The organism is Synechococcus sp. MIT S9509, assembly GCF_047303035.1.
GTDB lineage: Bacteria > Cyanobacteriota > Cyanobacteriia > PCC-6307 > Cyanobiaceae > Synechococcus_C.
Genome location: NZ_CP138940.1, coordinates 2033685 through 2045864 on the forward strand (window position 1 = coordinate 2033685; position 12180 = coordinate 2045864).

Here is a 12180-nt window from a genome sequence, read left to right on the forward strand (position 1 = left end):
TTCACAGCATGCGGGCACTGCAGAACGATTGGATGTATCAATAGAACAGAAGTCGCGATGCCATGTGGGGAAATGAGCCGCAGCTTCAAGCCTTCAGGGAACGACTGAAACTCCTGCTGGTCGCGCACCAGCAGGAGCTGAATCCAAAGAAAGTGATCGCTGCCGAAGGAGACGTCCTGTTCCACCAGGGCGACTCCGTCGAGACATTGATGTTGTTGACCGAGGGACGAGTCGCGGTAGATATCCACCAGGGCAACGAGCTCCACACCCTGGCCGAAGTGGAATCTGTCGAATTACTCGGTGAGGTTGGTTTTTTCGCCAATGGCAAGCACTACGCCGACTTTCGCGTTGTGAAAGGGCATGCAGAACTGCTGGCCATTCAAGGAGAGGCACTGCTCCAGGCCATGTTGTTTGACACCGATCTCGTCGTGGAGATGCTGTCGCTCGTTAGTGAGCGTTGCCGGCGCGGCAATCAGGTCATCGCCATGCTGCTGAGCGGAATCAATGCAGTACACGACGATTGCCCGGAGCGAATCGAACAATCCATGACTGAACTTGGCGGGGTTCACTTCTGCATTGCCAAAGCCAGCAGGCAATTGCAGAAGATGCATCAACTGCGCCAAAGCTGAGCCGATCAGACCAGAGAGTCGCTGAGTTCCACCCGTGCCGTTTCCAGCGCTCCATCCAGAGCTGCTCCATCCCGACCTCCGGCCTGAGCCAGATTCGGGCGGCCACCGCCGCCGCCGCCGCAGTGTTTGGCGATCCGGCCGATGAACTTGCCAGCCTGCTGCCCTTTGGCGATGACCGCCTTGCCGAAACAGGCCACGAGAATGACCTTGCCCTGATCGGCGGGGTCAGGCAGACCACCAATCACCACCGCACCGGCCTCGCCAAGCTGATCACCCAGATTCTGAGCAGCACCCTGAAGACCGCTGCCATCCACACCGTCAAGGCGCTCAACCAGCAGCTGAAACTCACCGACAGTAACCGCTTTGGAGGCAAGTGCCGCTGATTTGGCAACCGCCAATTCCGCCTGAACAGCCTGCAGTGCCTTACTCGTTGTCTTTAGCTCTTCCTGAAGAGCGCTCACCCTCTCCACGATTTCACCGGGCTGGGCTTTGAAGCGGTCTCCCAGCTGCCTCACCACGGAATCGCGTTCATTCAGGTAGGCGAGCACAGCAGGGCCTGCCACAGCTTCAATACGACGGATGCCAGCCGCCACGCCACTTTCACTGACGATCTTGAACAAACCGATCTCGGCAGTGTTGGCAACGTGGGTGCCACCGCAGAGTTCCATCGACACACCGGGCACGTCGACAACACGCACCACATCGGCGTATTTCTCACCGAACATGGCTACAGCGCCAGCGGCCTTGGCCTTGTCAATCGCCATCTCCTGCACCTGGAGCTCGTAGGCGTCAGCAATCCAGCTGTTGATCAATGTCTCAATACGCTCCAGCTCCTCGCCGCTCACAGCCCGCGGGCAATGGAAGTCGAACCGCAAGCGATCGAAATTCACCAGAGATCCGGCCTGACCAATGCCTGGATCCACCACCTGCTTCAGGGCTGATTGCAACAGATGCGTGGCGGTGTGATTCGCCTGGGCACGGCGGCGGCAGCTGCGGTCCACACGACCCTGCACAACATCGCCGACTGCCAGCGTTCCACGCTCCACACGACCGCTGTGCACGAACACACTGCGGTTTCGGCTTACGGATTCCACACTGACAATGAGGCCGTCTCCGTCATGGCCTTCACCGGCCAGAGTGCCGCGATCACCCACCTGACCGCCCCCCTCGCCATAGAAGGGAGTGGTATCCAGCACCACCTGCACGGAATCACCGGCAACGGCTTGTTGTGCGGGGTCTCCATTCACCACAAGTGCCTGCACACTGCTGCTCTGTTCCAGCTGCTCGTAACCACGGAAATCGGTTCCATCAATCCCTGAGGCCACCTGGTCAATGGCGTCCTGCAATGTGAGGTCAATGCTCACGGCAGCAGCTTTGGCGCGCTGGCGTTGACGCTCCATCGCAGCTTCAAATCCAGCCAGATCAACGGCCAGGCCATGCTCTTCAGCAATTTCCTGCGTGAGCTCGAGCGGAAATCCGTAGGTGTCATACAGCTCGAAAGCCTGAGCACCGCTGATCTGCTTCGGCTGGGCCTCCAGCACATCCGCCAACAGTTTCTCCCCTCGTTCCAGGGTCTCCAGGAACCGGGATTCCTCGCGTTGCAGTTCCCCCAGGATGACGTCCTTGCGCTCAACCAACTGAGGATGCACCGCCTGCATCAGCGCGATAGCAGCCTCGCCCATGGTGTTGAGAAACGGCTGGTCGATGCCCAGGAGACGTCCGTGCCGCACCACGCGGCGGAGCAAACGGCGCAGGATGTAGCCGCGGCCCAGATTACTTGCCGTGACGCCATCGCTGATCAACTGCGTGACGGCGCGACTGTGGTCGCCGATCACCTTGAGCGAGGTTTTGCCCTTGTCGTCGAGCTGGTGGTAGTCGACACTAGCCAGATCAGCTGCCGCTGCAATCAAGGGAAAAATCAGATCGGTTTCGTAGTTATTGGGAACCTTCTGCAGGATCTGAGCCATGCGCTCAAGGCCCATGCCGGTATCGATGTTGCGGTTCGCCAGTGGTGTGAGTGTGCCCTCCGAATCCCGATTCGACTGCATGAACACCAGGTTGTAGAACTCGATGAAGCGGTCGTCGTCTTCCAGATCGATCCCCTCATCACCCAGTTCAGGTTTGAAGTCGTAATAAATCTCCGAGCAGGGACCACAGGGCCCTGTTGGACCTGAGGCCCAGAAGTTGTCGGCTTCATCCATGCGGATGATGCGCTTCGGATTGACGCCGACAACATCACGCCAGATCTGCTCAGCTTCATCGTCTTCCCGGAAGACGCTCACCACCAGATTCTTGGGATCCAAGCCGTAGACGACCGTGCTCAGCTCCCAGGCCCACTCAATTGCCTGCTGCTTGAAGTAATCCCCGAAGGAGAAGTTGCCCAGCATCTCGAAGAAGGTGTGGTGCCGGGCCGTTCGACCCACGTTCTCGATGTCGTTGGTGCGAATGCACTTCTGGCTGCTGGTCGCACAGGGGGCAGGCCGTTGCTGCTGACCGAGAAAGATCGGCTTGAACGGCAACATTCCAGCGATCGTGAGCAGAACCGTGGGGTCCTCAGGCACGAGTGAGGCACTGGGCATCCGCCTGTGACCACGCTGCTCGTAGAAAGCGAGGAACGCTTCCCGGATCTCCGCACCGGTGCGGGGACCAGCTGCCTCGTTTCGCGACGATTGTGCAACAGCCATGGTGGGTTCGGGCTTGAACAGCAGGTCCTCCAGCCATGATCGCCTTTGAGCTGCCACCGACGTTGGCCGACAGCACCGACGAGCAGAGTCGCGCAGTGTTGAGACTGCGCTCCCTGAGCTGGGCCCTGGTTGCCGGATTGGCGGCGGGGATGCTCAGCCTGCCCTTCGGGATTGATCAGGCGGTGCGATCCACAGGATGCGGCCTGTTTTACGGACTACTGGCGTTCCACCTTGAGCGTGTGGATCCGGAGGACTCCCATCTGCGGGCTGGACTGGTGGGAGCCGTCTGCGGAATACGGACTTTGGGAATGTGCCTGCCATCCCCTTGGGCAGATGCTGATTCCCTGGCATCATTGGTGAAGGATCTCGTTATGGGGTGGTTGCCGTTGATCGGCAGCTCACTTCTGCTTCACGGAACCCAACGCATGTTGTCTGCGTCGCGGCCATGAGCCTGCTGCACGCCACCTGGCTTCCGGCCATTCGTACACCCAGCAGCTCCGGTCGAGCTGCACTGCTCGTATGGGCTGACACCTGGCGTGTGGCCGAACCGATGGGACCGGGGGCCACTCCAGCAATTCATCCCTTCACCCTCAGCACCGAGGAGCTTCGGGCCTTGCTGACGGAGCGTGACCTGCTGCCGGACGGAATCATTGACGCAACGGCCTGCCTCACGCTGCCCAGTCGCAGTGTCAAACCGAAACGCAAACGCTCGGCAACAGCAGAGACACCCCCCGAAGACGATCCACCCTGGTGCGGTCTGCCGCTGCAGGCCGGTGAGCCGATTCCAAAGACCACCGAATGGTGGCCCTGGCAGGTGCAGGGCCTGGCCATCGAACCGATGGCAGCCACCGAATGGCTGGCCAAGCTGCCGCTTTCAGGTCGTCATCCGGATCTGGCTGATGAGCTGCGCTGGTGGAGCCATATGCAGCGCTGGGCCCTGAGCCTGGTGGCACGAGGCCGCTGGTTGCCCCAGGTGGAGTTGAGCAAGGGCGAGGGTTACCCCCACCGAGCCCGCTGGGTGCCGCTGCTCAATCGGGAGGAAGACCGCCGCAGGCTGGAGGATCTGGCGGCGGGACTCCCCCTGGTTGCCACCTGTGCCCTGCCCTGGCGCGAACCGACCGGCAGACGCAGCAACCGCATGACCCGACTGCGACCGGAGGCGATGCGAGCCGCCAATCCCGTGGCCTGCTGTCGACCCCGCAGTGGCCGGCTGCGCGTGGCCACCCTGCTGGAAGACCTGCTGGATGCGCAGCTGCGCAAAGGCTTCAGCCCTGATCAGGAAGGCCTGGACCCACTCCTCACCGCCTGGGAAGAGGCTCTCAGCTCTGAAAGCGGCGTGATCAACCTCAAGGATGAGGATGCCGAGCGCCTAGCCACCGCCAGCCACCACTGGCGAGAGGGCGTGGCCGGCAATGTTGCTCCAGCACGCGCCTGCCTCGAGCTGGCCACACCGTCTGAGGGTGAGGAACTCTGGCCCCTGCGCTTCTTCCTGCAGGCGGAATCGGACCCAACACTGAAGCTGCCGGCCAGTGCCGCATGGGCTGCAGGCCCCAAAGGTCTTCAGCTGGGAGAGATTCCCGTGGAGCATCCCAGCGAAGTGCTGCTGGAAGGAATGGGCAGAGCCTTGACGGTGTTCGCACCGATCGAGAGGGGCCTCGAGAGCGCCACACCGGAAGCCATGCAGCTCACCCCAGCTGAAGCCTTCGTGCTGGTGCGCACGGCCGCACGCCAGCTTCGCGATGTGGGTGTGGGCGTCGATTTGCCGCCGAGCCTTTCCGGCGGGCTGGCCAGCCGCCTGGGACTGGCGATCAAAGCGGAACTGCCCGAGCGGTCCAGGGGCTTCACCCTGGGCGAGAGCCTCGACTGGAGCTGGGAACTGATGATCGGCGGCGTCACGCTCACCCTGCGCGAACTGGAACGCCTGAGTGGAAAACGCAGCCCACTGGTGCGTCACAAGGGTGCCTGGATCGAACTGCGACCCAATGACCTCAAGAACGCTGAACGCTTCTGCGGCGCCAATCCTGAGCTCAGCCTGGACGATGCCCTGCGACTGACAGCCACCGAGGGCGACACGCTGATGCGTCTGCCCGTGCACGCCTTCGATGCAGGCCCCCGGCTGCAAGGGGTCCTTGAGCAGTACCACCAGCAGAAATCACCGGATCCACTGCCCGCACCTGAAGGATTCTGTGGACAACTTCGGCCGTATCAGGAGCGTGGGCTGGGCTGGCTCGCCTTCCTGCACCGTTTCGACCAGGGCGCCTGCCTGGCCGATGACATGGGCCTGGGCAAAACGATCCAGCTTCTGGCCTTCCTGCAACACCTCAAGGTGGAACAGGAACTGAAGAAGCCCGTGCTGCTGGTGGCCCCCACATCGGTGCTGACCAACTGGAAACGGGAAGCCGCAGCCTTCACACCTGAGCTCAACGTGCATGAGCACTACGGCCCCAAACGGCCCACAACTCTGGCTGCTCTCAAAAAAGCTCTCAAGGATGTCGACCTGGTTCTCACCAGTTACGGACTGGTGCAGCGGGACATCGAGCTGCTGGAAAGCTTCGACTGGCAGGGAACGGTGATCGATGAGGCTCAGGCCATCAAGAACCCTTCGGCCAAACAGAGCCAGGCCACGCGCGATCTGGCCCGCACCCGCAAGGGCACGCGCTTTCGCATCGCACTCACCGGCACGCCGGTGGAGAACAGGGTGAGTGAGTTGTGGGCCCTGATGGATTTCCTCAACCCCAGAGTTCTGGGTGAGGAGGAATTTTTCCGCCAGCGCTATCGAATGCCGATCGAGCGCTACGGCGACATGTCGTCACTGCGTGATCTCAAGTCGCGGGTTGGACCCTTCATCCTCAGGCGCTTGAAGACCGATAAGGCGATCATCTCTGATCTGCCGGAGAAGGTGGAGCTGAGCGAATGGGTCGGGCTGAGCAAGGAACAGAAATCGCTCTACGCCAAAACCGTCGAAGACACCCTCGATGCCATTGCCCGTGCTCCGAGGGGCAAACGTCACGGACAGGTGCTGGGACTGCTGACCCGCCTCAAACAGATCTGCAACCATCCCGCCCTTGCACTGAAGGAACAGGATGCGAGCGAAGACTTTCTCCAGCGTTCCGTGAAGCTGCAACGGCTCGAGGAGATTCTCGAAGAAGTGATCGAAGCCGGCGACCGGGCCCTGCTCTTCACCCAGTTCGCGGAATGGGGCACGTTGCTGAGGGAATATCTGCAACGCCGCTGGCGCAGCGAAGTGCCCTTCCTGAGCGGCAGCACCAGCAAGACGGAGCGACAGGCGATGGTTGATCGCTTCCAGGAAGACCCACGCGGACCACAACTGTTCCTGCTCTCACTCAAGGCCGGCGGTGTGGGACTCAATCTCACCCGTGCCAGCCACGTGTTCCACATCGACCGCTGGTGGAACCCGGCGGTGGAGAACCAGGCCACAGACAGGGCTTATCGCATCGGGCAGACCAACCGGGTGATGGTGCACAAGTTCATCACCAGCGGTTCGGTGGAAGAAAAGATCGATCGGATGATCCGCGAGAAGTCCAGACTGGCGGAAGACATTGTGGGCTCAGGCGAGGAATGGCTCGGAGGTCTCGAAATGGGACAGCTGAAGGAGCTGGTGAGCCTGGAAGACAACCCGTCCTGACGCGATGACCATCACCCCCAACAGCAGCGGCATCAACACCTCCCTCAGTGATGAGGGACTTGGGCAACAACCCTGGTGGGTTGAGCAGTGGATGGAGCTGATCAACTCCTACCGCTTCAAGAAACGCCTCGAACGGGCCTGGACCTATGCCCGAGAAGGACATGTGACATCGATTCGGTTCGAAGGTCGACGGGTGCATGCCCGTGTTCAGGGAACCGATGAAGACCCTTACAAGGTCAAGCTCTGGCTGGATGTGCTCAGCGATGAAGACTGGGGTTTCGTGCTGGAAGCCCTCACACAGAAGGCCCGCTGGTCGGCGCAGCTGCTGGCCGGAATCATGCCGGCAGACATCGAACGGGCCTTTGCTGCCAGTGGTCGCCGGCTCTTCCCCTTCAAGCTGCAGGAAGTGCGCAGTGAATGCAGCTGTCCGGACAAGGCCAATCCCTGCAAGCACATCAGCGCGGTGTACTTCCTGATGGGAGAGCGCTTCAGTGAAGATCCTTTCGTGCTGTTTCAGCTGAGGGGGCGCACGCGAACAAAGCTCCTGGAAAATCTCGCGGAGCATCGGCTCAAGGCCCTGCAGGCGAGGGCCGAGCTGGCAAAAACCGAAAACACATCAACAGAAGCAGCAGATGATGGAGGATCGAGTCCTGACGACACCATCACGCAGCCGCATCCAGCTGTGCTGGACCCCACGCTCTGGTGGCGTTACGAGGCCAGCCTCGACGCTGATCTGGTGGTGATCACCCCCGCGATGGAAGGCGATACGGGGCTTGATGCCGCAGGCGATCTTCCCCTGGCTGAAGAGCCACGCTTTCCCGAATCCAGACCTCGCTTTCTGCAACACCTGCGTGATCAGGGTCAGGCTCTGGCTCAGCGGGCCATGCTGGAAGCCATGGCGGCCGGTGGCTGAATCAGCACCCTGGCAGACGCCGGAATCCCAGTGCCTGATCTCCAGGCTGATGCTGTCTCACCAACGGGCCTTCAAGAGACCACTGCTGGATTGTGGAAACCCAGCCAAGGATCTGTTCAGCAGCACAATGGCCGTTCTCGCGCATGACAACAGCCATGACCCGCTGCTGATCTTTGCCAATGCCACCGCTCTGCGTCTGTGGGAGCGGTCATGGCACGAGATGATCGGCATGCCCTCCCGCTACACGGCGGAGGAAGGAGCACGTAAGCAGCGCGCTTCCGCCCTGAAACGCGCGCAGAACCAGGACGCGTTCGAGGGCTACAGCGGTGTACGGGTGTCACGAACCGGTCAGCGATTCATGATCAACAACGCAAGAATCTGGACCCTCTGGGACGACAAGGGCCAGAACTGCGGGCAAGCGGCAGCGTTCTCCAGCTGGTGCTGGCTCTGAATCACATGTGCTGATGTTCGGTTGTTGCGAAAGCCCTGTCGTGACAACCGAAACCGGTGGTCCAGACCGAACAGAACCGGTCGGTTGTCCCCCTCCTCAGAGTCAATCAACCTGTTCATATTGGCGTTGTGGGTGATGCCAACACCCCATCAACATCACTCTTCAGGAGTTATCCATGATCACCCTTCGTCAATCACCTTTTGATCTTTTCGAGCGTCTCGACCAGCAGCTTTCACAGGTTGAGCGTGTACCAGCCGCCGAAATTCACGAAACCGACGATCATTACTCGATTCGCCTGGAACTCCCCGGCGTGGCTCACGACAGCATCGATGTGAAAGCCAGCGACCGCAGTCTCAGCGTCAGCGCTGAACGTCGGAATCCTCAGGCCGTTGCTGATGCTGAGGCCGGAGCATCGGCTGACAACACCCTGCTCAGCGAGTTTCGCTATGGCAATTGGAGCCGCAGCTTTCGCTTCGCCCATTCCCTCGACCGCGATGCGCTGCGGGCCACCTACCGCGACGGCATCCTGACGATCGAGGCTCCCAAGACCGACAACCGCACCACCGTGTCGGTGAAGGTGGACAGCTGATGACAGCGCATTGAGGCCCAGCCCTCAGGGAACGGTCCAGCCCTCTGCGAGCGCAGGGGGCTTTGTTTGATTGCGAAACCGGGGCCAAGCCTGGAGCGATCGATAATCTTGCCCAGACAGCGTCGTCTCTAGGGCGACCAACCCAGGAGCACGTGATGCAACGTCGGCAGCTGCTCCGGACCAGTGGGCAAGCGCTCGCCGCTGCAGCCGGAACCGGAGCACTGAGCGCCTGCACGATTCGTCGTGCTGAAAACGGTCGCAGCAGCGGTCTTCCCCAGGTGCGCTGGAGGATGGCAACAAGCTGGCCGGTCTCGCTTGACACCATTTACGGAGGTGCCGAAACCATCTGCGAACAGGTGAAGGCGATGAGTGGCGGAGGATTCACAATCGAACCGTTTGCCGCCGGTGAGATCGTTCCCGGGCTTGAGGTGCTGGATGCCGTGCAAGCCGGCTCCGTGGAATGCGGCCACACAGCCAGCTACTACTACGTGGGCAAGAACCCCGCGTTCGCCTTCGGCACTGCCGTGCCATTCGGGCTCACGGCCCAGCAACAGAATGCCTGGCTCTATCAGGGAGGCGGCAATGAGGCGATGGACGCCTTATTCGCTGATTTCGGCGCCAAAAGCTTCCCTGCCGGCAATACGGGAGGTCAACTGGGCGGCTGGTTCAAGCGGCCTGTCGACAATCTGGCGTCACTAAAAGGTCTGAAAATGCGCATCCCAGGGCTGGGAGGCAAGGTGATGGCCAGCCTGGGTGTGAACGTTCAGGTCTTGCCGGGCGGCGAGATCTATCTGGCACTGGAACGGGGAGCCATTGACGCCGCGGAGTTCACCGGCCCCTATGACGACGAGAAACTCGGCCTCCCCAAAGCAGCGAAGTACTACTACTACCCAGGCTGGTGGGAACCCGGGCCAAGCCTTACAGCGCTGGTTAACCGCGGTGCCTGGGACAAACTGCCGGCCGAATATCAGGCCATGTTCAGCACGGCCTGCTACCAGGCCAATCTGGGCATGCTCAGCAAGTACGAACAACGCAACAGCGAGGCGCTGCTGAGACTCAGACGGCAGGGAATCAAACTTGAGGCCTACAGCAACGACATCCTCGAGGCCGCCGAGGAAGCCACGGGCGTGTTGTTTGCGGATCTGGCAGCTGACGATGCCGGCTTCCGAGACCTTCTGGAACGCTGGCGTCTGTTCCAGAGGGAAACGCTGAACTGGAACCGCATCAACGAGCTGCCGCTGACGACGTTCAACACAGCCTCCTTGGGAGGTGAACAATGAGCGAGCCTCTCTCCGGTGTCATACGCCTGTTCGATCGGCTCAACGCCGCGGCCGCCTGGCTGGCGCGCTGGTCCGTGCTGCTGATGCTGGCTATCGGAATCTGGAACGTTGTTGGCCGCTATCTGGGCTCCGCAATCGGAATCAATCTCAGCTCCAACGGTCTGATTGAGGCCCAGTGGTACCTCTTCGATCTGATCTTTCTGCTCGGCCTCGGCTGGACCCTGCAGAAACAGGGCCATGTGCGTGTGGATGTGCTGCAGAGCCGCTGGTCACCACGCCGTCGCAACCGTCAGGAACTGAACAGCATCCTGCTGCTGCTGCTGCCCTTCGCCTTCGGGGTGATGGCGATCTCCATCGCACCGGCGCTGCGCTCCTGGAGCATCGCCGAAATGTCTCCAGATCCAGGCGGATTGCCGCGCACCTGGGTGAAATCACTCATCCCCCTGGGCTTTCTGCTGTTGGGGCTGCAGGGGATTGCCGAAGCACTGCGACTGCGGCTGGCGCTCAGCAACCCTGAAACCAGCCAAGCTGCCGATGAGCAGCGCCAGGAGGGGGGCACCACGCTGTGATCGAAATTGAAGCCCTGGGCTGGGTGATCAGCTTCGACCCCTCCGCGGTGCTGGCTCCCGGAATGTTTCTGGCGCTGATCGTTGCGCTGCTGAGCGGATTTCCCGTTGCGTTCTGTCTTGGCGGGATCGGGGTGATCTTCGCCCTCTTAGGGATGCTGAGCGGTGAAATCGACCCACAGTTCGTCACCGCTCTTCCTCAGCGAATCCTGGGGATCATGGCCAACTTCACCCTGTTGGCCATCCCCGCTTTTGTCTTCATGGGTTCGATGCTGGAGAGCTCCGGCATCGCCGAACGGCTGCTGGAAACCATGGGCCTGCTGTTGGGGCGCCTGCGCGGCGGCCTGGCCCTGGCCGTTGTTCTTGTCGGTTCGCTTCTGGCGGCGACAACCGGAGTGGTGGCAGCAACAGTTACCACCATGGGGCTGATCTCACTGCCGGCCATGCTGCGGGCGGGATACGACAAAAGTCTTGCCACTGGGGTGATTGTGGCGTCTGGCACGCTCGGGCAGATCATCCCCCCGAGCATTGTTCTGGTGGTGCTGGGTGATCAGCTCGGAATCTCAGTCGGTGATCTCTTTATCGGCGCACTGCTGCCGGGCCTGCTGATGTCGGCCGTGTTCGCCATCTACGTGCTGGTGATCAGTGCTCTCAAACCGGAACTGGCCCCCGAACTCAAGCCTGAGCTCACCGACTCAGGACGTCCTCTGCAATTGGTGCGTTCGGTGTTGCCGCCGATCGCTTTGATCGTGGCGGTGCTCGGGAGCATCTTCTTCGGCATTGCAACACCTACGGAAGCGGGCGTGATCGGAGCGGTTGGCGCCATGGTTCTCGCAGCCTTCAACGGCGGTTTCAGCCGTCAACAACTCTCGAATGTCTGCGAGAGCACCATGCGCACCACCGCCATGGTGATGGCCATCCTGATGGGATCCACAGCGTTCAGCCTGGTGTTCCGAGGTGTGGGCGGAGATCAGCTGATTTCCGATCTGTTGCTCAACCTCCCCGGAGGACGTGTGGGTTTCCTGGTGTTCAGCATGCTGATCATCTTCCTGCTGGGCTTCTTCATTGATTTCTTCGAAATCGCCTTCATCGCAGTCCCGCTGCTGCTGCCAGCTGCCCGCCAGTTGCTTGGGCCCGAAGCACTGGTGTGGTTCGGCGTGATGATCGGCGCCAATCTGCAGACCTCCTTCCTCACACCACCCTTCGGCTTCGCGCTGTTCTATCTGCGCGGCGTGGCTCCCGGTGAAGTGAGCACTCGCGATATTTATCGCGGTGCCCTGCCGTTTGTCGGACTGCAGGTTGCGGTCCTGGCCCTGATCATTGCCGTACCGGGAATGGTGGACTGGTTACCCCGCCTGGCTGCAGCCCTCAGCCCGGGTCCGATGACCTGAAGATCTTCGTAAAGTTGGTTACAACGCGCGA

10 protein-coding genes are annotated in these 12180 nt (G+C 61.0%); 9 read left to right on the plus strand and 1 reads right to left on the minus strand.

The window, feature by feature from the left end; translation table 11 throughout:
* Positions 1–62 precede the first annotated feature (62 nt).
* Entirely contained in the window at positions 63–629 is a 567-nt protein-coding gene (locus SIB73_RS11660; protein WP_413404927.1) for a cyclic nucleotide-binding domain-containing protein, read from the plus strand.
* A 5-nt stretch (positions 630–634) separates the two neighbouring features.
* Here the strand turns inward: SIB73_RS11660 and alaS are convergent, their stop codons facing one another.
* Complete coding sequence (gene alaS, locus SIB73_RS11665; RefSeq protein WP_413406233.1) at positions 635–3313, minus strand: alanine--tRNA ligase; 2679 nt, start codon at positions 3311–3313, stop codon at positions 635–637.
* Positions 3314–3348: 35 nt separating this feature from the next.
* On the opposite strand from alaS, the gene SIB73_RS11670 reads away from it, so the two are divergent.
* The 8 genes from SIB73_RS11670 to SIB73_RS11705 all read left to right on the plus strand — a co-directional run bounded on the left by SIB73_RS11670 (position 3349) and on the right by SIB73_RS11705 (position 12149).
* On the plus strand, positions 3349–3762 hold the full coding sequence (locus SIB73_RS11670; protein WP_413404925.1) for a hypothetical protein: 414 nt from the start codon (positions 3349–3351) through the stop codon (positions 3760–3762).
* Positions 3759–6959 (plus strand): DEAD/DEAH box helicase, encoded by a 3201-nt coding sequence (locus tag SIB73_RS11675; protein WP_413404923.1) that lies wholly within the window; start codon positions 3759–3761, stop codon positions 6957–6959. Before SIB73_RS11670 ends, SIB73_RS11675 begins: the two co-directional genes overlap by 4 nt.
* 4 nt (positions 6960–6963) lie before the next feature.
* Entirely contained in the window at positions 6964–7872 is a 909-nt protein-coding gene (locus SIB73_RS11680; RefSeq protein WP_413404921.1) for an SWIM zinc finger family protein, read from the plus strand.
* Positions 7865–8323, plus strand: coding sequence for an MEKHLA domain-containing protein (locus SIB73_RS11685; RefSeq protein WP_413404919.1), 459 nt, complete (start codon positions 7865–7867; stop codon positions 8321–8323). Before SIB73_RS11680 ends, SIB73_RS11685 begins: the two co-directional genes overlap by 8 nt.
* A 175-nt stretch (positions 8324–8498) precedes the next feature.
* Complete coding sequence (locus SIB73_RS11690; protein WP_413404917.1) at positions 8499–8912, plus strand: Hsp20/alpha crystallin family protein; 414 nt, start codon at positions 8499–8501, stop codon at positions 8910–8912.
* Positions 8913–9067: 155 nt separating this feature from the next.
* On the plus strand, positions 9068–10192 hold the full coding sequence (locus SIB73_RS11695; RefSeq protein ID WP_413406231.1) for a TRAP transporter substrate-binding protein: 1125 nt from the start codon (positions 9068–9070) through the stop codon (positions 10190–10192).
* The gene (locus tag SIB73_RS11700; protein ID WP_413404916.1) at positions 10189–10761 is read left to right on the plus strand and encodes a TRAP transporter small permease subunit; all 573 of its coding nucleotides are present in this window, start codon (positions 10189–10191) and stop codon (positions 10759–10761) included. Before SIB73_RS11695 ends, SIB73_RS11700 begins: the two co-directional genes overlap by 4 nt.
* Positions 10758–12149, plus strand: coding sequence for a TRAP transporter large permease (locus SIB73_RS11705; RefSeq protein ID WP_413404914.1), 1392 nt, complete (start codon positions 10758–10760; stop codon positions 12147–12149). The genes SIB73_RS11700 and SIB73_RS11705 overlap by 4 nt, the downstream gene beginning before the upstream one ends.
* The last annotated feature ends 31 nt before the right edge of the window (positions 12150–12180 follow it).

Excerpts from the sequence above, each read along its gene's own strand:
- SIB73_RS11670 (WP_413404925.1), top strand. The coding sequence starts at position 3,349 with ATGATCGCCTTTGAGCTGCCACCGACGTTGGCCGACAGCACCGACGAG.
- SIB73_RS11680 (WP_413404921.1), top strand. The coding sequence starts at position 6,964 with ATGACCATCACCCCCAACAGCAGCGGCATCAACACCTCCCTCAGTGAT.
- alaS (WP_413406233.1), bottom strand. The coding sequence starts at position 3,313 with ATGGCTGTTGCACAATCGTCGCGAAACGAGGCAGCTGGTCCCCGCACC.
- SIB73_RS11675 (WP_413404923.1), top strand. The coding sequence starts at position 3,759 with ATGAGCCTGCTGCACGCCACCTGGCTTCCGGCCATTCGTACACCCAGC.
- SIB73_RS11690 (WP_413404917.1), top strand. The coding sequence starts at position 8,499 with ATGATCACCCTTCGTCAATCACCTTTTGATCTTTTCGAGCGTCTCGAC.
- SIB73_RS11695 (WP_413406231.1), top strand. The coding sequence starts at position 9,068 with ATGCAACGTCGGCAGCTGCTCCGGACCAGTGGGCAAGCGCTCGCCGCT.
- SIB73_RS11660 (WP_413404927.1), top strand. The coding sequence starts at position 63 with ATGTGGGGAAATGAGCCGCAGCTTCAAGCCTTCAGGGAACGACTGAAA.
- SIB73_RS11700 (WP_413404916.1), top strand. The coding sequence starts at position 10,189 with ATGAGCGAGCCTCTCTCCGGTGTCATACGCCTGTTCGATCGGCTCAAC.